Origin of the sequence: Lysobacter firmicutimachus (assembly GCF_037027445.1) — a bacterium.
Taxonomy (GTDB): domain Bacteria; phylum Pseudomonadota; class Gammaproteobacteria; order Xanthomonadales; family Xanthomonadaceae; genus Lysobacter; species Lysobacter firmicutimachus.
The window spans coordinates 2,055,197-2,074,972 of record NZ_JBANDL010000002.1 but is presented as its reverse complement, the minus strand read 5'-3'; the positions used below and the strand labels follow the sequence as shown (position 1 = coordinate 2,074,972).

16 protein-coding genes are annotated in these 19,776 nt (G+C 70.4%); 12 read left to right on the top strand and 4 right to left on the bottom strand.

Going from position 1 to position 19,776, the window contains the following annotated elements:
* Nucleotides 1–943 precede the first annotated feature (943 nt).
* The 3 genes from V2J18_RS09135 to V2J18_RS09125 all read left to right on the top strand — a co-directional run bounded on the left by V2J18_RS09135 (nucleotide 944) and on the right by V2J18_RS09125 (nucleotide 4,098).
* Nucleotides 944–2,047 carry a Glu/Leu/Phe/Val dehydrogenase dimerization domain-containing protein gene (locus V2J18_RS09135; RefSeq protein WP_064749971.1) on the top strand — a complete coding sequence of 368 codons (1,104 nt, stop codon included), beginning with the start codon at nucleotides 944–946 and terminating at the stop codon, nucleotides 2,045–2,047.
* Between the two features lie 133 nt (nucleotides 2,048–2,180).
* The gene (locus tag V2J18_RS09130) at nucleotides 2,181–2,939 is read left to right on the top strand and encodes a carbonic anhydrase (protein WP_336131608.1); all 759 of its coding nucleotides are present in this window, start codon (nucleotides 2,181–2,183) and stop codon (nucleotides 2,937–2,939) included.
* A 1-nt stretch (nucleotide 2,940) separates the two neighbouring features.
* Nucleotides 2,941–4,098, top strand: coding sequence for an isovaleryl-CoA dehydrogenase (locus V2J18_RS09125; RefSeq protein ID WP_064749969.1), 1,158 nt, complete (start codon nucleotides 2,941–2,943; stop codon nucleotides 4,096–4,098).
* Between the two features lie 278 nt (nucleotides 4,099–4,376).
* On the opposite strand, the gene V2J18_RS09120 is transcribed toward V2J18_RS09125, so the two are convergent.
* Nucleotides 4,377–7,184, bottom strand: coding sequence for a S8 family serine peptidase (locus V2J18_RS09120; RefSeq protein WP_336131607.1), 2,808 nt, complete (start codon nucleotides 7,182–7,184; stop codon nucleotides 4,377–4,379).
* A gap of 386 nt (nucleotides 7,185–7,570) precedes the next feature.
* Here V2J18_RS09120 and V2J18_RS09115 point away from each other — a divergent pair, with 386 nt between their 5' ends.
* The 7 genes from V2J18_RS09115 to V2J18_RS09085 all read left to right on the top strand — a co-directional run bounded on the left by V2J18_RS09115 (nucleotide 7,571) and on the right by V2J18_RS09085 (nucleotide 13,912).
* Complete coding sequence (locus tag V2J18_RS09115) at nucleotides 7,571–8,746, top strand: thiolase family protein (RefSeq protein WP_336131606.1); 1,176 nt, start codon at nucleotides 7,571–7,573, stop codon at nucleotides 8,744–8,746.
* A 122-nt stretch (nucleotides 8,747–8,868) separates the two neighbouring features.
* Nucleotides 8,869–9,246 (top strand): hypothetical protein, encoded by a 378-nt coding sequence (locus tag V2J18_RS09110; RefSeq protein WP_064749966.1) that lies wholly within the window; start codon nucleotides 8,869–8,871, stop codon nucleotides 9,244–9,246.
* Between the two features lie 197 nt (nucleotides 9,247–9,443).
* Nucleotides 9,444–9,836, top strand: a complete 393-nt coding sequence (locus V2J18_RS09105; RefSeq protein WP_336131604.1) for a hypothetical protein — start codon at nucleotides 9,444–9,446, stop codon at nucleotides 9,834–9,836.
* A 250-nt stretch (nucleotides 9,837–10,086) separates the two neighbouring features.
* Nucleotides 10,087–11,697 carry a carboxyl transferase domain-containing protein gene (locus tag V2J18_RS09100; RefSeq protein WP_064748220.1) on the top strand — a complete coding sequence of 537 codons (1,611 nt, stop codon included), beginning with the start codon at nucleotides 10,087–10,089 and terminating at the stop codon, nucleotides 11,695–11,697.
* A gap of 659 nt (nucleotides 11,698–12,356) precedes the next feature.
* Complete coding sequence (locus tag V2J18_RS09095) at nucleotides 12,357–12,950, top strand: bactofilin family protein (protein WP_425605981.1); 594 nt, start codon at nucleotides 12,357–12,359, stop codon at nucleotides 12,948–12,950.
* Complete coding sequence (locus V2J18_RS09090; RefSeq protein WP_064748217.1) at nucleotides 12,947–13,321, top strand: hypothetical protein; 375 nt, start codon at nucleotides 12,947–12,949, stop codon at nucleotides 13,319–13,321. The genes V2J18_RS09095 and V2J18_RS09090 overlap by 4 nt, the downstream gene beginning before the upstream one ends.
* A 36-nt stretch (nucleotides 13,322–13,357) precedes the next feature.
* Complete coding sequence (locus tag V2J18_RS09085) at nucleotides 13,358–13,912, top strand: hypothetical protein (RefSeq protein WP_064748216.1); 555 nt, start codon at nucleotides 13,358–13,360, stop codon at nucleotides 13,910–13,912.
* Between the two features lie 40 nt (nucleotides 13,913–13,952).
* On the opposite strand, the gene V2J18_RS09080 is transcribed toward V2J18_RS09085, so the two are convergent.
* Genes V2J18_RS09080 through V2J18_RS09070 form a run of 3 tightly spaced genes read right to left on the bottom strand, consistent with a single transcriptional unit; the run spans nucleotide 13,953 to nucleotide 16,336 of the window.
* A complete protein-coding gene (locus V2J18_RS09080) occupies nucleotides 13,953–14,195 on the bottom strand; it encodes a DUF6587 family protein (RefSeq protein ID WP_336131603.1) in 243 nt (80 codons plus the stop codon).
* A 3-nt stretch (nucleotides 14,196–14,198) separates the two neighbouring features.
* Nucleotides 14,199–16,094, bottom strand: a complete 1,896-nt coding sequence (feoB, locus tag V2J18_RS09075; protein WP_261370121.1) for a ferrous iron transporter B — start codon at nucleotides 16,092–16,094, stop codon at nucleotides 14,199–14,201.
* A complete protein-coding gene (locus tag V2J18_RS09070) occupies nucleotides 16,091–16,336 on the bottom strand; it encodes a FeoA family protein (RefSeq protein WP_064748214.1) in 246 nt (81 codons plus the stop codon). The genes feoB and V2J18_RS09070 overlap by 4 nt, the downstream gene beginning before the upstream one ends.
* A 132-nt stretch (nucleotides 16,337–16,468) precedes the next feature.
* Between V2J18_RS09070 and V2J18_RS09065 the strand changes: the two genes are divergently transcribed.
* Together V2J18_RS09065 and V2J18_RS09060 are read left to right on the top strand one after the other, a co-directional pair.
* Nucleotides 16,469–17,251, top strand: a complete 783-nt coding sequence (locus tag V2J18_RS09065; RefSeq protein WP_336131602.1) for an enoyl-CoA hydratase-related protein — start codon at nucleotides 16,469–16,471, stop codon at nucleotides 17,249–17,251.
* Nucleotides 17,252–17,452: 201 nt separating this feature from the next.
* Nucleotides 17,453–19,468, top strand: coding sequence for an acetyl/propionyl/methylcrotonyl-CoA carboxylase subunit alpha (locus tag V2J18_RS09060; RefSeq protein ID WP_336131601.1), 2,016 nt, complete (start codon nucleotides 17,453–17,455; stop codon nucleotides 19,466–19,468).
* The last annotated feature ends 308 nt before the right edge of the window (nucleotides 19,469–19,776 follow it).

Sequence of the window (19,776 nt, the reverse complement as noted above, 5' to 3'; positions counted from 1 at the left end):
GCGCCCTGCGTCCCTGCCCGGCAGATAAGCGCCGGCCGGCCGAGCCCCCCGGCTGGCCGGTCGGCGCCGGACCGCGTCGCGACCGTTCCCTGATGCCGCCCTGGCGGCTCGCTCGCGTCGCGCAGGCGACGCGTCGCGGTCCTTGCGAAGTCGTAACGAGGTCCTGAGACGTGAGCCTCGATCCCGGCAATCGAAGCCAACGCGCTCGCGCGGGCGACGCGGACATCGGCGCCAGCTAGAAGAATTACGCCGTCCTATTGCGGACGGGCGCTTCGAACAGTCTCGTGCGGTTTAACTCCCTCCGCCTCAGTCGCAGGTCCGTGCGACCGCTCGATCCGCAGCGCTCCATCGCCGTCGTCCGCTCGCGTCGTGCAACGCCGGCCGACCGGATGCGGGCGCAGTGTTTTGGGATCGCGTCGCGCCCACCGCGCATCGCGCGGAACACGACGCGATCGCTATGGGTTGCCCGCGTTTGGATCGAGGCAAGCCATGCGACAGACCGGCCGTCGTCGGCTCCGGTCCGAACGCTCGTGCGCGACGGACCGCACAGGCCGCTGCCCGTGCGCCAACAGCCAGCCGCGGCAAAGTCCGCCTGCGCCCGGCTCGGCCGCGCGACGGCTGCGGTTTGCGCCGACGCACGAACGCACGCACGAAAACCCCGCGACGCGACGTCGAACCCGCACAGCCACCGCCGGTCCGACACCGACACAGCGACCGCCCGCGACCCTGCCGCGGACTTTCCTGAATGCGGCTCGCGCCCCTGCCAGCCACGACCGCGCAAGCCTTGCAATACCTAGCCGTACTGGCCGATTGCATTAGACTACGCCGCGCTACGCCGGGCCTGACGCCCCGGCGTACAGGCCAATCCATTCCCATTCAACGACTTACACACCACCTGGCGTCGCCAGCGCTACGCGCAGCCCGCGCCGGTTCGGAGCACCCGATGATTTTCGAAACCCTCGACACCTTCGGCCATGAGCAGGTCGTCTTCTGCCATAACAAGGACGCCGGCCTGAAGGCCATCATCGCGATTCACAACACCGTGCTCGGCCCGGCCCTGGGTGGCCTGCGCATGTGGCCGTACAAGACCGAGCAGGACGCGCTGAACGACGTGCTGCGCCTGAGCCGCGGCATGACCTACAAGAACGCGGTCGCCGGCCTCAACATCGGCGGCGGCAAGGCGGTCATCATCGGCGACCCGTCGGCCGACAAGTCCGAAGCCCTGTTCCGCGCCTTCGGCAAGTTCGTCGATTCGCTGGGCGGCCGCTACATCACCGCCGAAGACGTCGGCATCGACGTCAACGACATGGAATACGTGTACCGCGAGACCGAGTACGTCACCGGCGTGCACCAGGTCCACGGCGGTTCGGGCGACCCGTCGCCGTTCACCGCCTACGGCACCCTGCAGGGCCTGATGGCGGCGCTCAACAAGCGCTTCGGCGACGAGGAAGTCGGCAAGTACAGCTACGCCGTGCAGGGCCTGGGCCACGTCGGCATGGAATTCGTGAAGCTGCTCAAGGAGCGCGGCGCGAAGATCTTCGTCACCGACATCAACAAGGGCCTGGTCGACAAGGCCGTGTCCGACTACGGCGCCGAAGCGGTCGGCCTGGACGAGATCTACGACGTCAACGCCGACGTGTACTCGCCGTGCGCGCTGGGCGGCACCGTCAACGAGCAGACCCTGCCGCGCCTGAAGGCCAAGATCATCTGCGGCGCCGCCAACAACCAGCTGGCCAACAACGCCATCGGCGACGAAGTGGCCAAGCGCGGCATCCTGTACGCGCCGGACTACGCCGTGAACGCCGGCGGCGTGATGAACGTGGCGCTGGAGCTCGACGGCTACAACCGCGAGCGCGCCATGCGCATGATGCGCACGATCTACCACAACCTCGGCCGCATCTTCGAGATCGCCGAGCGCGACAGCATCCCGACCTACACCGCCGCCGACCGCCTGGCCGAAGAGCGCATCAGCGCGATCGGCAAGCTCAAGCTGCCGCTCGGGCGCAGCACGCCGAGCTTCCGCGGCCGCATCCGCGGCGGCCATTGATCCACTTCGACGGGGCCGAACGGCCCCGTCGTCGCATCCGACATAGGGGGACGGCGCGTCGCTGCGTTTAGCATGACGCGCCTTTCGCCGTGTGTCCGTTTCGCGTTCGCGTCGCCAGCCCCTGGAGCCCGCCATGCCCAAGCTCGCCATCGCCCCACCCCTCATTCTGTCCGTCGCCCTGTCCCTCGCTCTCGCCGGCGCCTGCGCCGTGCAGGCCAACGAACCGGCCGCCGCCGGCCACCACGAGGTCTACGACTACGATCGCCAGGAGTCCTGGCAGGCCGCGTCGGCCAGATCACAGTCGCCGATCGACATCGTCACCGCCAGCGCCGTCGCCGCCGATGCGGCCGAGCCGGGCGCGATCGAGTTCAGCCATACCCACGGCCCGGTCGACAAGGTCGAAGACAACGGCCATGCGGTGCAGGTCGACACTCACGCCACCGAGGCCACGATCCGCGGCCGCCATTTCAAGCTGGCCCAGTTCCACTTCCACTCGCAGAGCGAACACACCCTGGACGGCAGGCACTACCCGCTGGAAGGGCATTTCGTGTTCAAGGCCCAGGACGGCCGGCTGGCGGTGATCGGGGTGATGTATGAACAGGGCCAGGCCAATCCGGTCGCGCAGGACGTGCTCGACGGACTGCAACCGGGGCGCAAGCCGGCCCAGCACGAAATCGACATCGAGGGCCTGCTGCCGAAATCGCACGCTTACTACCATTACCTGGGCTCGCTCACGACCCCGCCGCTGACGGAGAATGTCGAGTGGTACGTGATGCCGGCGCCGGTGACCATGTCGCAACGGCAGATCGACGGTTTTCTGTCGCACTACCGCCGCAACAACCGCAACCTCCAACCGCTCAATGGGCGGCCGCTGATTCGTTACGAGGGCTGATATGCGCAGTTTTCCCCTGGGTGAAGAGATCGACGCGCTGCGCGATGCCGTGCGCCGTTTCGCCGAAGCCGAGATCGCACCGCGCGCGGCGCAGATCGACCACGACAACGCGTTTCCGCAGGACCTGTGGCCCAAGCTCGGCGAGCTGGGCCTGCTCGGCATGACCGTGCCGGGCGAGTTCGGCGGCAGCGACATGGGCTATCTGGCCCACCTGGTGGCGATGGAGGAGATCTCGCGCGCGTCCGGTTCGGTCGGCCTGTCCTACGGCGCCCACTCCAACCTGTGCGTGTCCAACCTGTACGCCAACGGCAACCAGGCGCAGCGCGCGAAGTACCTGCCCAAGCTGTGCAGCGGCGAATGGAAGGGCGCGCTGGCGATGAGCGAGCCCGGCGCCGGCTCGGACGTGGTCGGCTCGATGAGCTGCCGAGCCGAGCTGCGCGACGGCGTGTGGGTCGCCAACGGCAACAAGATGTGGATCACCAACGGCCCCGAGGCCGACGTGCTGATCGTGTACATGCGCACCGCCGGCAAGGACGCGGGCAGCAAGTGCATGACCGCCTTCATCGTCGAGAAGGGCATGAAGGGCTTCAGCACCGCGCAGAAGCTGGACAAGCTGGGCATGCGCGGCTCCAACACCTGCGAGCTGGTGTTCGAGAACTGCGAGATCCCGGCCGAGAACGTGCTCGGCGAAGTCCATCACGGGGTCAAGGTGCTGATGAGCGGCCTCAACACCGAGCGCCTGGTGCTGAGCGGCGGCCCGCTGGGCCTGATGCAGTCGGCGCTGGACATCGCCCTGCCCTACGTGCGCGAGCGCAAGCAGTTCGACGTGGCGATCGGCACCTTCGGCCTGATGCAGGGCAAGATCGCCGACATGTACACCGCGCTGCAGTCCAGCCGCGCCTTCGCCTACCAAGTGGCGCGCGACTACGATGCCGGGCACAAGAGCCGGGTCGACGCCGCCTCGTGCCTGCTGCACGCCTCCGATGCGGCGGTGCAGGTGGCGCTGGAAGCGATCCAGACTCTGGGCGGCAACGGCTACATCAACGAGTACCCGACCGGGCGCATCCTGCGCGACGCCAAGCTGTACGCGATCGGCGCCGGCACCAACGAAATCCGCCGCATGCTGATCGGCCGCGAGCTGTTCGACGGCAAGAGCTGAGCCGCACCGCGTCCCGCGGTCGCCGCAAGCCGAACGCCGTCGCAACCGCGACGGCGTTTTGGTTTGCGCCCGGCATTGCCGTTCGCTTCGCAGGTTCGGGGTAGGAGCGGCGTGAGCCGCGACCGCGGCACGTCGGCAACGAGGCGGACCGCAAGCAGGCGACGGTACCGGGCTTCGGCCGATTGCGATGCCATTGGCCTTCCTGCGCCTTCTTCGTCGCGGCTCACGCCGCTCCTACAGCAGGCCTGCGCCGCTTGCGGTCGGCGCCAGCGTCTTGGTCAGAACGGATAGCTCCACCACGCCATCGCGCCGAAGCGCGGCGCGCCGTCTTCGTAGCGCTGATCGAGATCCAGGCGCAGCGCGCCGGCGCGCGGCAGGCGCAGGTCCAGGCCGAGGCCGACCAGAGCCACCTCCTCCGGCAGCGGCTCGCCGAGGATCGGCGCCCACACCTCCATCGCGGTGAAGCGCGCGGCGATGTCGCCGCCGCGCAGGCTCAGCCGGCGCTGCCATTCGGCGCGCGCGTCCCAGCGCCAGCGCATGCCGCCCCACTGCCCCTCGCGCTGCAGGCGCAGGCCGGCCAGCGCCTGGGTCGCCTGCAGGCTCGCCGCCTGGCTGCGCAGGCCGAAGCCGAGCGCGCCGGGCTCGTCGAACCCCTCGCGTTGCAGGCGCATGAGCTCGGCGCCGACATAGGGCACGAGCGCGGCCGCATCGCGGCCGTAGCGACGGCCGGCCTGCAGGCCCAGGTGCAGATAGCGCTCGCCGTAATCGCTGCCGACGCCGAAGCGGCTGGCGCCCAGAACGATTTCGCGCTGCAGCTCACGGTCCAAGTAGCCGAATGCGGCACGGCCGAAGAGGTAGTTGCGCTCGCCGTTCCAGGCCGCGTACAGCTGCGCCTCGGTCTGCCGGTTGCGCTCGCGGTCGCTCAGTTCGGCGTGGCGCGCCCGACCCTCGCTGCGGCTCAGCGCCGCGCCGTAGGTCCAGGCGCCGAGGCGGCGGTCCTGACCGAGCATCCAGCCGTCGATGTCCAGGTCGTAGCGCCCGGCGGCGACGCGTTGCGTGTCGAGCCGCTCGCTCCAGGCGCCGTCCTGCGGCTGCCGGACCCGCGCATCCAGGCGCGATTCCAGCGCACGCCGGCTGGCTTCGATCGCCATCTGCGCGAACGCGGCGTCGGCGGTGTGCAGCTCGCCCGACAGACTGGTCAGCGAGCGTCGCGCCTGCGCCGTGTCGGCGCTGTGCTGCAAGGCGCCCAGACCGGCGCCGAACGCGCCCTGGGCGCCGTCGCCGCCGCTTGCGACCGCGCCCGCATTCAAGCCGGCCAACGCGCCGTCGACGCGCTGCGCCGCGGCCGATGCCGCCATCGGCACGCCCATGCTTTGCGCGGCTGCGGTGATGTTGAGCGCGACGATGTCGAGCCAGGCCCGGGTGCCGCTGTAGCCCAGGGTCGCGAGCAGGAACACGCCCGGCGCGCTGCTCAACGAATCGAAGGTGCCGCTGACGCTGCCGGCGTTGAGGAACACCTCGCGGCTGGAGCGCACATAGCCCGGCAGTTGACCGAGCACGTGCGCGCCGCCGGCCAGGCTGGCGCTGCCGCCGACGTCCAGGCGCGAGCCGATCAGGAACTGCAACTGCGCGCCGGCGCCTTGTTGGTAATCGCCGTCGACGCGCAGGCCGGCGCCCTCCAGGCGCAACGCGCCCTGGTTGTCGACCCGGTTGCCGATCCGCGCGCCGGCGCCACCGACGAACTGCGCCCCGGGGCGCACCGCCAGCGGCGAGGCCAGCGCGCCGTTGTCGTTCAAGCGCAGCACGCCGGCGTTGACCTGGGTCGCGCCGGTGTAGCTGTGGGCGGCGGCGCTGTCCAGGCGCAAGGTGCCGCTGCCTTCCTTGATCAGACCGCCGGTGCCGGCGATCGGGTTGGACCAGCTCGAATTGCCGTCGAAGGCCACCCGGACGTCGCCCCAGTCGAAGCGGCGCGGGCCGCGCACGGCGGCGCCGATGTCGAGCAGGCCGTAGCCGAACACCGGGTCGACCCCGGGCGCGCCGAGATCCTTGGCGTTGCCGAGCAGGGTCTGCCGGACCAGGTCGTTGTTGAAATAAGGAAACGCCTGCCAGACCAGGGCGGCCGCGCCGGACACCTGGGGGGCGGCGAACGAAGTGCCCTGGATGGACCAGTAGGTCGGGCTGCCGACCGCATCGTTGACCCCGGTGGCGATCACGTTGCCGGGCGCGACCAGGCAGTACCGCATCGCGATGCCGCAGGCATTCGAGTAGCTGGCCAGTTGGGTCGGGTTGTTGCTGTCCAGCGCCGCCGCGGCCAGCCAGCCGCGCTCCAGGATCGAGGCGCCGGCGCCCTGGCTGGGCAGCGAAGCGTTGTCGGTCGGGTCCGGCCGCGACTCGTTGCCGGTCGCGAACACCACCAGGCCGCCGTTGTCGATGAAAGGCTGGTAGGCGGCGATGAAGCTCTGGGTGACGGGGTCGCCGGTCCAGTACAGGCCGCCCCAGGAGTTGTTCATGATCCGCACGCCGGCGTTCATGAGGTCGCGGCTGACGATGTCCAGGCCGCCGTTGTTGGTCGCCTGATTGCCCTGGCCGGAGCCGTCGTCGCTGGGGCGCACGTCGGCCAGGATCCGCGCCGAGACGATCTGCGCACCCGGGGCGATGCCGCCGGGCCAGGCGCCGACCGGGGTGCCGGCGGCGATCTGCGAGACGTAGGTGCCATGGCCGAGCACGTCGTCGATGCTGTGGTTGTTGGTCCGCGGATCGGTGTAGAGCAGCATCGGCCCGACCCGGCCGGCCAGGGCCGGGTGAGTCCGGCGCACCCCGCTGTCGACCACGCCGATGCGGATGCCCTGGCCGGTCAGGCCCAGGCTGTGCGCGGCGCGGGCATTGGTCAGGCTCAGGTGAGCGTCGGCCGCGGGCTGGTTCGGGCTCGGCGGCGGCGGGGTGGTCGGCGGTGGCGAGGACGGCGGCGGGTCGTTGCGGACGTTGCCGCCGCCTCCCCCGCCTCCGCCGCAGGCGGCCAGGGCCAGGACCCATGCGGACAGGCTCAGGCGCGAACCGTGGCGCGCCGCCGCTGCGAATCGTTGCATCGCACACCCCCGTCGGACGGCGCAGCGTCCGCACCCTTGCGGAAGGGCTGCGCTCGGTCACGTTTTAGTCCAAGCCGACGGCACGGACAATCACCGGTTCATGCGCGCGTTCCGGCGCCCCGGGGCGACCCGCGGGGGCGGCCCGGCGGCCGGCCGCGGAGCGGTCGGGAAGCGGCGATCTTGAGCGGGAAAAGCCGGTTTGCGCCGGCTCGGGCATTCAGCCGCCGGCCGGCTGGCCCAGGTCGTTTGTTGATTTTTCGTTAGTCGCCGTGCCGAATTTGCCGCGCTGCAGCACGGCGCCGCATAATTCGCGGATTCCGGCCCCGGCCGGCACCCTACGACCCGCCGGCCCCCGCCGGCCCGCACAGAACCCGGAGTCTCGCCCCATGAGCGACGTCGTCATCGTCGGTGCCAAGCGCACCGCCATCGGTTCCTTCCTCGGCCAGTTCACCGGCGTCCCGACTCCGACCCTGGGCAGCGCCGCGATCGCCGGTGCGCTGGCGCAGGCCGGCGTCGCCGCCGACCAGGTCGAAGAGGTGATCATGGGCTGCGTGCTGCCGGCCGGCCTCGGCCAGGCGCCCGCGCGCCAGGCCACGCTCGCCGCCGGCATCCCCACCGCCGCCGGCTGCACCACCATCAACAAGGTCTGCGGCTCGGGCATGAAGGCCATCATGCTCGGCCACGATTTGATCAAGGCCGGCTCGGCCAAGGTCGTCGTCGCCGGCGGCATGGAGTCGATGACCAATGCCCCGCACCTGCTCAACAACTCGCGCACCGGCATCCGCTACGGCAGCGCCGAGTTCCTCGACCACATGGCCTGGGACGGCCTGACCAATCCCTACGACGGCAAGGCCATGGGCGTGTTCGGCGACGCCGCCTGCGAGAAGTACGGCCTCGACCGCGCCGCGATCGACGCCTTTTCCGAGGAAAGCGTCAAGCGCGCTCAGGCCGCGCAGAGCGCCGGCCACTTCCAGGACGAGATCGTCCCGGTGACGGTCAAGGGCCGCAAGGGCGACACCGTGGTCGACAGCGACGAAGAGCCGGGCAAGATCGACGTCAGCAAGATTCCGGGCCTGCGCCCGGCGTTCGGCAAGGACGGCGTGCTGACCGCCGCCTCCTCGTCGAAGATCTCCGACGGCGCCGCCGCCGCGGTGCTGATGTCGGCCGACGAAGCCGCCGCGCGCGGCCTCGCCCCGCTGGCCCGGATCGTCGCCCACGCCGGCCACGCCCAGGCGCCGGAATGGTTCACCACCGCGCCGGTGAAAGCGATTTCAAACGTGCTCGAAAAGGCCGGCTGGAACGTCTCCGACGTCGACCTGTTCGAAGTCAACGAGGCTTTTTCCTGCGTCGCCATGGCGCCGATGAAGGACCTCGGCATCCCCCACGACAAGCTCAACGTGCACGGCGGCGCGGTCGCGCTGGGGCATCCGATCGGGGCCAGCGGCGCTCGCCTGGTGGTCACCCTGATCAACGCCCTGCGCATCCGCGGCGGCAAGCGCGGCGTGGCTTCGCTGTGCATCGGCGGCGGCGAAGCCACCGCTATTGCGATCGAGTTGGTGTAAAAAGTTAAAAACGCGTTGCACAAAAAAACCCGGCAGGCCGCTTGACACACGTCACCGGCTTGTCATCATGTTATCGGCGCGCAACTGCGCGTTGCCTAACTAAACGACGAGGAATCCGAATCATGAATTTCAACAAGGCGCTGATCGCCCTGGCTCTGGGCCTGGCCCTGGCCGCTTGCTCGAACCAGAAGGCCGCTGAAGAGGCTTCGGCCGACGCCGCTGCCGCTTCGACCGAAGCCCAGGCCGCTGCCGACACCGCCGCCGCCGCTGGCGACGCCGCCACCGCCGACGCCGCCGCTGCTTCGGCCGACGCCGCTGCCACCGCCGCCGACGCCGCCGCCACCTCGGCCGACGCCGCTGCCGCTGCCACCACCCCGGCCGCTGCCGACGCCGCTGCTGACGCGGCCAAGAACGCTGCCGACGCCGCTGGCGCCGCTGCCGACGCTGCCAAGGACGCTGCCGCTCCGGCGGAAGCTGCCAAGGAAGAAGCGAAGAAGTAATATCGCCTCGCGCGATATCGCTTCAAGTTCCGACGCGATTCTGTCGCGTCGAACGGGAAAGCCGCCGGTTCTCCGGCGGCTTTTTCCGTAAGGTCAGTGAACGATCGAAGCCGGCTTGCCGGACCGCTGCGAGCACTGGCGTTGCCTGACAGATCCACCCAGACGTTTTTCTCAGACAACTCCTCAGGAGACAGCTCATGAAGACCCATCTCTACGTCCTGCTCGCCGCCGCCGTCCTGGCAATGTCGGCTTGCACCAAGACCGAAGAAGCCAAGAACGAAGCCGCTGAGGCCGCCACCGCCGCCGAGCAGGCCGGCGACGCCGCCGCCCAGGCCGCCAACGCCGCCGGCACCGCCGCCGCCGAAGGCGCCGAAGCCGCTGCCGCCGCCACCGCCGACGCCGCCGCCGCTGCCGGCACCGCCGTCGACAACGCCGCCGCCGCCGCCGCTGGCGCCGCCGACCAGGCCGCCGCCGGCGCTGCCGACGCCGCCGCCAAGGCCGCCGACGCCACCGCCGACGCCGCGCAGAACGTCGCCGACAAGGCCGACGCCGCTGCCGACAAGGCCAAGGAAGAAGCCGCCAAGCACTAATCGCTGGCGCTCTCCCGCTGCACCGGAAGGCCCGCGCGAGCGGGCCTTTCTTTTTGTCCGACGAGCTCGGCGCGAACGCCCCAGCCCGACTGCGCCGCGAGCAACCGGCCAAGGCGCAAGCGCAGCGGCGCCTGCGATGTTCCGTGCCTCCGTGCGCCGGCGTGCGTTGTCGCGCGCCATCCGCCAGCGCTTGGCCGCGCGGCGCGCTTTGTGTTCTGATGCCGCGTCCAAAACCCACGGCCGTTGCGCGATGCCCGCCCTGACCTCCCAGCTCGACCCACGCTCGCAGGACTTCCGCGACAACGTCGCCTATCACCAGGCCTTGGTCGAGGAACTCGACGCGCGCTTGGCGCGCGCGGCGCACGGCGGCGGCGACAAAGCACGGGCCAAGCACACCGAACGCGGCAAGTTGCTGGCGCGCGACCGCATCGCCGCCCTGCTCGACCCCGGCTCGCCGTTCCTGGAAATCGCCCCGCTCGCCGCAGAAGGCATGTACGACGACGCGGCGCCGGCCGCGGGCATGGTCGCCGGCATCGGCCGCGTGCAGGGGCTGGAAGTGGTGATCGTCGCCAACGACGCCACGGTCAAGGGCGGCACCTACTTCCCGATGACGGTCAAGAAGCACCTGCGCGCGCAGGAGATCGCACGCGAGAACCGCCTGCCCTGCGTCTACCTGGTCGACTCCGGCGGCGCCTTCCTGCCGCTGCAGGACGAAGTGTTTCCGGACAAGGAGCACTTCGGCCGGATCTTCTACAACCAGGCCCGTCTCAGCGCCGAGAACATCCCCCAGGTCGCAGTGGTGATGGGCAGTTGCACCGCCGGCGGCGCCTACGTGCCGGCGATGTGCGACGAGTCGGTGATCGTCAAGGAACAGGGCACGATCTTCCTCGGCGGCCCGCCGCTGGTGAAAGCCGCGACCGGCGAAGTGGTCGACGCCGAAGCGCTCGGCGGCGCCGACGTGCACACCAGCGTGTCCGGCGTGGCCGATCACTTCGCCGAAGACGACCGCCACGCGCTGCAGATCGCGCGCGACATCGTCGCCACCTTCAACCGCAAGAAGTCGCTGCCGGTCGCCGCACAGGCGCCGCGCGATCCGCTGTATCCGGCCGAGGAGTTGTACGGCATCGTGCCCAAGGACACCCGCAAGCCCTTCGACATCCGCGAAGTGATCGCGCGCGTCGCCGACGGCAGCGAGTTCCAGGAATTCAAGGCGCGCTACGGCAAGACCCTGGTCACCGGCTTCGCCCATCTGCACGGCTACCCGGTCGGCATCGTCGCCAACAACGGCATCCTGTTCGCCGAAAGCGCGCTCAAGGGCGCGCACTTCATCGAGCTGTGCAACCAGCGCGGCATTCCGCTGGTGTTCCTGCAGAACATCACCGGCTTCATGGTCGGCAAGAAGTACGAGAACGCCGGCATCGCCAAGGACGGCGCCAAGATGGTCACCGCGGTGGCCTGTTCGCACGTGCCCAAGTTCACCGTGGTCATCGGCGGCAGCTTCGGCGCCGGCAACTACGCCATGTGCGGCCGCGCGTACGGCGCGCGCTTCCTGTGGATGTGGCCGAACGCGCGCATCAGCGTCATGGGCGGCGAACAGGCCGCGTCGGTGCTGGCGACCGTGCGCCGCGACGGCATCGAGGCGGCGGGCAAAGTGTGGACGGCCGAGGAAGAAGACGCATTCAAGGCGCCGATCCGCGAGCAGTACGAGAACCAGGGAAACCCTTACTACGCCACCGCGCGCCTGTGGGACGACGGCATCATCGATCCGGCCGACACCCGCCGCGTGCTCGGCCTGGGCCTGTCGGCCAGCCTCAACGCGCCGATCGAGGATCGCACCCGCTTCGGCGTGTTCCGGATGTGATCCATCGCGCCGCCGCAAGGCGGCGCGCGCTTTTGCGAGCCATCCCGACAGCGCGTGCGCCATCGCGCTATCGCGCAGCGGCATCGATGCGACCATAGACGGCGCGCCGGGCACCTTGCCCGCGCCGGCTTCGGCCCCCGCGCGCGCATCGCCCGCGCGCGCCACTCCATTGCGCGATTTCGTCCGCGACTTCGCCGGGCTTCGCATCGAGTCCGAGCCGGTTGCGGGGCATGCGAGACGACGATCCGACGGCGCATGGCCGTGCCGCATCGCATTCGAACGCAACGGCGCGACGAAACCGTTCGCCTAACACTCCGGGCCGGTGCCATTGCGCGTCGCGACCGATCCGCGTTGCGCGATCCTCTTCGTCGGCTGCCGATGCCGAACGCGCCTGTCGAAGCAGCGCCGGCTATTCATCGTCATGAAAACAAACTGAATTCTTTTTGTCATGAGCGCAGCGGCTGAAATCGACTGAATGCGCTGCGCTCCGCGCGCTTTTCCGCATCGCCGATTCACGCGCGAAATCTGAATCGGAGTCGCCGTTTCCTGCAACTCGGATTGGTGAGATGCATCACAGTGGGGGCTTCGGATCAGCGTGTTAGGCTCCGTTGTTCACGCGTGTCATCACTTGATCCCCCGACCTGAGGAAACACCGCGTCATGGCTATCTTCAACCAGCCCGCTCCGCCCAAGCGCGACAATCCGGTTCCGCCGCCGCAGCCTGAAACCGCGCTCAAGCGCGAACCCGACACGCTCAACGAGTTCAGCTTCGGCCAGCCGATGCCGCCGCAGACGCCGATCGCGCCCGCTCCTGCCGCGGCCGCGCCGGCACCGCGCGCGCCCGAGCGCGAGACGGTGAAGGAATCGCTGATCGCCTCGGACCTGTCGATCGAAGGCAAGATCCAAGGCTCGGGCCATATCCGCATCGCCGGCCGCTTCAAGGGCGACGTGCAGGTCGACGGCGACCTCACCGTCGAACTCGGCGCCAAGCTCAACGGCGGCGTGCGCGCGCGCAAGGTCGTCATCGCCGGCGAACTGGAAGGCAACATCGAATCGGCGCAGCGCGTGGAGCTGCTCGAAAGCGGCGCGATGATCGGCGACGTCAAGGCCGGGGTGGTCACCGTCGCGGCCGGATCGCGCATGCGCGGCCAGGTCGAATTCGGCTGGGAAGACAAGGACAGCGGCAACGCCAAGTCGTCCAAGCACGAGAAGAACGGCAACGGCGCCAAGACGGAGAACGGCGCCGACTCATGAGCGCCGTCCGCCAGGGCCAGCCCGGCGCGACGCGCGTATGTCCGCACTGCAAGGCGACGATTCTCGACAGCGCGAGCGTCTGTCCCGCGTGCAAGCACCATCTGCGTTTCGACTCCGATGCCGCTCAGCGTGCGGCGGCGAGGTTCTCGCCGCTGCACGTCGAAGGCACGATTCGCCCACCCCAGGGCGACGTCGCCTGGGAATACTCGATGGTGCTGTCGATCCGCAACGAGCGCGGCGACGAGATCACCCGCCAGGTGGTCGGCGTCGGCGCGCTGCACCCGGGTGACGAACGCACTTTCACCTTATCGGTCGAGGCCTTCGAGGCCGTCGGCTGGAAAGCCGCGAGCAAAGGACGGCTGCGCCGCTGATCCGCGGCGCCACGGTCACAGGAAAGGATCTTCTGGATGTCGCAACCGGCAGTGCCGCAACCGCTTTCGCTGTATGCGAGGTTCACGCTCGACCTGCAGCGCTATCAGGCCTACATGGATTCCGCCCCGGCGCGGCCGGATGAGTTCGGCGACTGGCCGGCGGCATCGGCGTTGCAGGCGGGGCTGGGCGGTCGCCGCGGCCACGCCGAGGCCTTGACCGATCCGCAGCCCGCCACCGTCGCCGAGGCGATCAAGGCCTGGCGCCAGGATTCGTGGACCGGCACTCCGCCGGTGGAATACGACGAACTGCGCCGCGAGCTGCGCATCGCCATGCTGCAGGTGTCCGGACACCCGATCGAGATGCTGCGCGTGCTCAGTCCGCTGCGCGGTGCGGCCGGCTTCAACGACGCCGGCTCGGACGACTTCATTCTCGCCTTCGACTTCCGTCGCGGCCGCGGCGAAACCCCGGCCTATCTGCGGCTGAGCGACGGCGCCAGCCGCTTCGAACGCGCGCCGTCGGCGCCGCATATGGACGAGGCGCGCAGGCACCTGGACCGCGCCGAGGCCTACCTGCGCGAGCGCGCCGGCTGAGGCGGCGCGCAATCGTTCGGCGCCGGCGGGCCGAGCGGCGTCAGCCGGAAGGGCCGCAGTTGTCGCAGCCGGCGCAGTTCGGGCCGCTCGCGCGCGGCGCCGGGGCGATGCGCCGGCCGAGCTTGCGCATCCAGCCCGGCCGCCCCTCGCGCACCAGCGGCAGAGCGCAGGCGATGCGCAGGCGACGCACGCCGCCGGGGAACTGCTTGCGCGCGACCACGGCCGCACTGACCGCGACCGCGATCGCGATCACCACGTATTGCGCGAACAGCCCCGGGTCCATCGCTCAACCCGCTCCCAGCCAGACCGCGACCTGATAGGTCAGCAGCGAGGCCAGATACGCCAGCGCGAACAGATACCCGGCGGCGATCCCCACCTGCTTCCACGAATTGGTCTCGCGGCGGATGGTGGCCAGGGTGGAAATGCACTGCGGCGCGTAGATGAACCACACCAGCAGGGCCAGCGCGGTCGCCAGCGACCAGGTGTCGGTGATGATCGGGGTCAGCGCCTGCGCCGCGGCTTCGTCGTCCGGCGCCGACAGCGCGTAGACGGTGGCCAGCGAGGACACCGCCACTTCGCGCGCGGCCAAGCCCGGAATGAGGGCGATGCAGATCTGCCAGTTGAAGCCGATCGGCGCGAACACCGCGGTCATCGCGTGGCCGATGCGGCCGGCGAAGCTGTAGTCGATCGCCGGCGCGGTGGCGCCTTCCGGCGCGCCCGGGAACGACAGCAGGAACCACAGCAGGATGGTCAGGGCCAGGATGATGCCGCCGACCCGGCGCAGGAAGATCCAGGCCCGCTCCCACAGGCCGATCAGCAGATCGCGCGGATTGGGAACGCGGTACGACGGCAGCTCCAGCAGCAGCGCATGCTCGCTCTTGTCGCGGCGCCACTTCTTCATCACCCACGACACCGCCAGCGCGCTGAGGATGCCGGCCATGTACAGGCCGAACAGGACCAGGCCCTGCAGGTTGAGCAGGCCCCAGACCTGGCGCTGCGGAATGAAAGCGCCGATCAGCAGCGCGTACACCGGCAGCCGCGCCGAGCAGGTCATCAGCGGCGCCACCAGGATGGTGGCGAGGCGGTCGCGCGGGTCCTGGATCGAACGCGTGGCCATGATCCCGGGGATCGCGCAGGCGAAGCTCGACAGCAGCGGGATGAACGAACGCCCCGACAGGCCGGCGCCGGCCATCATGCGGTCGAGCAGGAAGGCCGCGCGCGGCAGGTAGCCGGACTCTTCCAGCGCCAGGATGAAAGCGAACAGGATCAGGATCTGCGGCAGGAACACCACCACGCCGCCGAGGCCGGCGATGACGCCGTCGACCAGCAGGCTGCGCAGCGGCCCGTCGGGCAACAGCGCGCCGGCTCGCTCGCCGGTCCACGCGGTCAGCGCCTCGATCCCGTCCATCAACGGCGTGGCCCAGGCGTACACCGCTTGGAAGATCAGGAACATCACCACCGCCAACGACACCAGGCCCAGCACCGGATGCAGCAGCCAGCGGTCGAGCGCGTCGTCGATGCGCGCGGTGCGGGTCGGCATGCGCACGGTCAGCTCGAGCAGACGCCGGGTTTCGGCGTGCAGGTCGGCGCCCTCGGCCAGGCGCACGCGCGGCTCGTGCGGTTCGCGCGGCGCGACCGCGATCCGGTCCAGCAGGGCCACCAGCTCGCGCGCGCCGTCGCGCTTGACCGCGACCGTCGGCACCACCGGCACGCCGAGCTCGCGTTCCAGCGCGGCCAGGTCGATGTCGATGCCGCGGCGCTTGGCCGCGTCCATCATGTTGATCGCCACCAGCATCGGCCGGCCGAGCTCGCGCAGCTCCAGGGCGAAGCGCAGGTGCAGGCGCAGGTTGGTCGCATCGACCACGCACAGCAGCACGTCCGGCGCCGGCTCGCCCGGGTAGAAACCGCGCAGCACGTCGCGGGTCACCGCCTCGTCGAGGCTGGCCGCGCTGAGGCTGTAGGCGCCGGGCAGGTCGAGCACGGCATAGCTGCGCCCGGACGGCGCGTGCAGCCGGCCTTCCTTGCGCTCGACGGTGACGCCGGCGTAGTTGGCGACCTTCTGCCGGCTGCCGGTCAGCAGGTTGAACAGCGCGGTCTTGCCGCAGTTGGGGTTGCCGACCAGGGCCACCCGCATCGGTGCGGTCGCGGGCATGGCGCCGGCCTCGGCGGCGATCGCGCTCATGCCGGCGGCTCCAGCCGCACCCGCACTCGCGCCGCTTCGGTGCGGCGCAGGGCGAAACGGGTGTAGCCGACCTGCACCAGCAGCGGCTCGGCGGCGATCGGACCGGCCGCCATCACTTCCACCCGCTCGCCGGCGACGAATCCGAGTTCGCGCAAGCGCCTGGCAATGGTGTCGTTGGGAACCTGATCATCGACGGACTCGACCGTGGCCGCAGTACGGCGCGGCAGTTCGGACAGCTTCAAGAGGCGGCTTCCAGGAAGGAGGTGGCGACCCAAATGGGAATTGTTCTCATTCTAGCACTGGTACAACGGACAGGGGCGGAGCCGGCAAGCTGAACGGTATCATTCGCCAACTCCAATCAACTCCCCCGCCCGATGACCCATCCGCTGCTGAGCCTGCGCGAGGGCCCTGTCGCCCGCCTGCGCCTGAACCGTCCCGAGCTGCACAACGCCTTCGACGCCATGCTGATCGCCGCGCTGACCGGCGCCCTGGACGCCGCCGCGGGCGACGACGAGGTGCGGGTGGTGGTGATCGAAGGCGAAGGCGCCTCGTTCTCGGCCGGCGCCGACCTCCACTGGATGCGCGGCATGGCCGCCGCCGGCGAGGCCGAGAATCGCGAGGACGCGCTGGCCCTGGCGCGGCTGATGCGCACCCTCAACGAGCTGCCCAAGCCGACCGTGGCCCGGGTCCAGGGCGCGGCCTTCGGCGGCGGGGTCGGCCTGGTCGCCTGCTGCGACATCGCCATCGCCGCGCCGGCGGCCAAGTTCGGCCTGACCGAGAGCAAGCTCGGCCTGCTGCCGGCGGTGATCTCGCCCTACGTCATCGAAGCCATCGGCGCGCGCCAGGCGCGACGCTGGTTCGCCACCGCCGAAATCTTCGACGCCGCCACCGCGCTGCGCATCGGCCTGCTGCACGAGCTGGTCGACGAGGATCAGCTCGACGCCGCGGTCGCGCGCCAGGTCGAACAGCTGCTCAAGGCCGGCCCGCGCGCCGCCGCGCAAGCCAAGCAGCTGGTGCGCCGGGTCGCCGGCGAACGCGACGGCGCGCGCCTGGACGCCGACAACGCCGCGCTGATCGCCGCGCTGCGGGTGTCCGCCGAAGGCCAGGAAGGCCTGAGCGCCTTCCTCGACAAGCGCAAGCCGAACTGGGCGCGCTGAGCCCGCTACGCGCCAGGGCGTCCCGCGCGGACGCCTGAGCGCACGCGCATACCGCTACGTACGCACGCCGACGGCGACGCATTCGCCCACGCCGGGGCGACACGAGGCCGCCGCATCGGCGAAAATCGCCGGATCGCGTCCGCCCCCCGGCGCCGCGGCTCCCGACCACGCGCCTCGCTGCGCCCCGACCTGCGGCCTGCCATGTTCGAAAAGATCCTGATCGCCAACCGCGGCGAGATCGCCTGTCGCGTGATCCGCACCTGCCGCCAGCTCGGCATCCGCACCGTCGCGGTGTATTCCGAGGCCGACGCCGACGCCCAGCACGTGCGCCAGGCCGACGAGGCCTATCCGATCGGCGGCCCGCGCCCGGCCGACAGCTACCTGCGCGGCGACGCGATCATCGAGGTCGCGCGGCGCAGCGGCGCGCAAGCCATCCACCCCGGCTACGGATTTCTCAGCGAGAACGCCGACTTCGCCGACGCGGTCGAGGCCGCCGGCATCGCCTTCATCGGCCCCAAGGCGGCGTCGATGCGCAAGATGGGCAGCAAGTCCGGGGCCAAGGAACTGATGCAGGCCGCCGGCGTGCCGGTGGTGCCGGGCTACACCGGCGCCGACCAGGACCCGGCGCTGCTGCAGCGCGAGGCCGACCGCATCGGCTATCCGCTGATGATCAAGGCCGCCCACGGCGGCGGCGGCAAGGGCATGCGCATCGTGCGCGAAGCGGGCGAATTCGCCGCCAATCTGGAGAGCTGCCAGCGCGAGGCGCGCAACGCCTTCGGCCGCGACCGGGTGCTGCTGGAGCGCTACGTCGAGCGTCCGCGCCATATCGAGATCCAGATCTTCGGCGACAACCGCGGCGAAGTGATCCATCTCAACGAACGCGAGTGCTCGGCCCAGCGCCGCTACCAGAAGGTGCTGGAGGAGTCGCCCTCCTCCTTCCTCAGCGCCGAGCTGCGCGCGCAGATGGGCGCCGCCGCGGTCCAGGCCGGTCGCGCGATCGATTACGTCAACGCCGGCACGGTCGAGTTCATCGTCGGCCAGGACGGCGGTTTCTACTTCATGGAGATCAACACCCGCCTGCAGGTCGAGCATCCGGTGACCGAATGGGTGACCGGCGTGGACCTGGTCGAATGGCAGCTGCGCGTGGCCGCCGGCGAACCGTTGCCACTGGCCCAGGACGCCATCGTCCAGCGCGGCCACGCGATCGAAGTGCGGCTGTACGCCGAGGACCCGGAAGCCGGCTTCCTGCCCGGCTCGGGCAAGCTCGAACGCCTGCGCCTGCCGGCGGCCGATGCGCACGTGCGCCTGGACTCGGGCGTGGTCGAAGGCGATACGGTGACCATCTTCTACGACCCGATGATCGCCAAGCTGATCGTCGCCGACGCCGACCGGCCGCGCGCATTGGCGCGGTTGCGCGCGGCGCTGGCGCAGTGCGAGATCGCCGGGCCGAAGTCCAATATCGAATTCCTCGAGCGCCTGGCGCGGCATCCGGCGGTGGTCGAGGGCACCATCGACACCGGCTACCTGGACCGCCATCTCGACGAGTTCATGCCCGCCGCGCACCGCGACGACGCCGGCGAGCGCGACCTGCTGCTCGGCGCGGCGGTATGCGAGCTGCTGGCGCAGGAGCGCCGCACTCGCCAGGACGCTGCGGCCTCCAACGACCCGGGCTCGCCCTGGGCGGTCGCCGACGGTTGGCGGCTCGGTCACGGCGGCCGTCGCAGCCTGGCCTTCCTGAGCCGCGAACAGCGCCTGGAGCTGCAGGCGCACGGCAGCGCCGGCGACTACCGCATCGAACTGGCCGGCGCCGACGGCACTCATCGCATCGAAGGCGCGCGCCTGCACGGCGACGAGTTGAGCCTGCGCATCGACGGCCGCGCGCGCCGGTTGCGCACGCTCGGCGACGGCGCCCGCTTGGTGCTGCACGACGGCGAACGCCGACTGCGCCTGGAATCGGTGCCGATGTACCGCCACGAACAGGGCGCCGCCGCCGGCTCCGGCAACAACGTCAACGCGCCGATGCCGGGCCGGGTAGTGGTGGTCAAGGCCGCGCCGGGCGATGCCGTGGAGGCCGGCCAGGAAGTGCTGGTGATCGAGGCGATGAAGATGGAGCTGAGCCTGAAGGCGCCGCGCGCCGGCGTGATCGCCGAGGTGCGCGCCGCGGCCGGCGATTTCGTCGAGGCCGACGCGGTGCTGGCGACCCTGGCCCCGGCCTGAGCGGACCGTACGGCGGCGCAACATCGACCGCTATCGAAATTTCCGCAATGATGGAGGCCCCGGCTGGAGCGCCGGGGCCGTCCCGCCGGCGCCGCTCGGCGCACCGGCCTCGCATCGCCAAGAGGGATCTCGCATGCTTCGGTATCCGATCCTGAGTCTTGCGCTCACCGCCGGCCTGGAACGGCTGCGCGGTCGCCGAACGGCCGCCTTCGGCCGCCCTGCCCTGCGACCCACCCCAGATCGGCGACCAGGGCCCGGTCGAAGGCCGTCCGATCCTCGGCAACGCCGCGCCGCCGACGCCCTCGCCC

What these genes read in the sequence shown, in the direction of transcription:
- V2J18_RS09080 (WP_336131603.1), bottom strand. Translation starts at nt 14,195, where the DNA reads ATGGACCCGGGGCTGTTCGCGCAATACGTGGTGATCGCGATCGCGGTC.
- V2J18_RS09095 (WP_425605981.1), top strand. Translation starts at nt 12,357, where the DNA reads ATGGCTATCTTCAACCAGCCCGCTCCGCCCAAGCGCGACAATCCGGTT.
- V2J18_RS09125 (WP_064749969.1), top strand. Translation starts at nt 2,941, where the DNA reads ATGCGCAGTTTTCCCCTGGGTGAAGAGATCGACGCGCTGCGCGATGCC.
- feoB (WP_261370121.1), bottom strand. Translation starts at nt 16,094, where the DNA reads ATGAGCGCGATCGCCGCCGAGGCCGGCGCCATGCCCGCGACCGCACCG.
- V2J18_RS09085 (WP_064748216.1), top strand. Translation starts at nt 13,358, where the DNA reads ATGTCGCAACCGGCAGTGCCGCAACCGCTTTCGCTGTATGCGAGGTTC.
- V2J18_RS09130 (WP_336131608.1), top strand. Translation starts at nt 2,181, where the DNA reads ATGCCCAAGCTCGCCATCGCCCCACCCCTCATTCTGTCCGTCGCCCTG.
- V2J18_RS09090 (WP_064748217.1), top strand. Translation starts at nt 12,947, where the DNA reads ATGAGCGCCGTCCGCCAGGGCCAGCCCGGCGCGACGCGCGTATGTCCG.
- V2J18_RS09060 (WP_336131601.1), top strand. Translation starts at nt 17,453, where the DNA reads ATGTTCGAAAAGATCCTGATCGCCAACCGCGGCGAGATCGCCTGTCGC.
- V2J18_RS09135 (WP_064749971.1), top strand. Translation starts at nt 944, where the DNA reads ATGATTTTCGAAACCCTCGACACCTTCGGCCATGAGCAGGTCGTCTTC.
- V2J18_RS09100 (WP_064748220.1), top strand. Translation starts at nt 10,087, where the DNA reads ATGCCCGCCCTGACCTCCCAGCTCGACCCACGCTCGCAGGACTTCCGC.
- V2J18_RS09105 (WP_336131604.1), top strand. Translation starts at nt 9,444, where the DNA reads ATGAAGACCCATCTCTACGTCCTGCTCGCCGCCGCCGTCCTGGCAATG.
- V2J18_RS09065 (WP_336131602.1), top strand. Translation starts at nt 16,469, where the DNA reads ATGACCCATCCGCTGCTGAGCCTGCGCGAGGGCCCTGTCGCCCGCCTG.
- V2J18_RS09120 (WP_336131607.1), bottom strand. Translation starts at nt 7,184, where the DNA reads ATGCAACGATTCGCAGCGGCGGCGCGCCACGGTTCGCGCCTGAGCCTG.
- V2J18_RS09115 (WP_336131606.1), top strand. Translation starts at nt 7,571, where the DNA reads ATGAGCGACGTCGTCATCGTCGGTGCCAAGCGCACCGCCATCGGTTCC.
- V2J18_RS09110 (WP_064749966.1), top strand. Translation starts at nt 8,869, where the DNA reads ATGAATTTCAACAAGGCGCTGATCGCCCTGGCTCTGGGCCTGGCCCTG.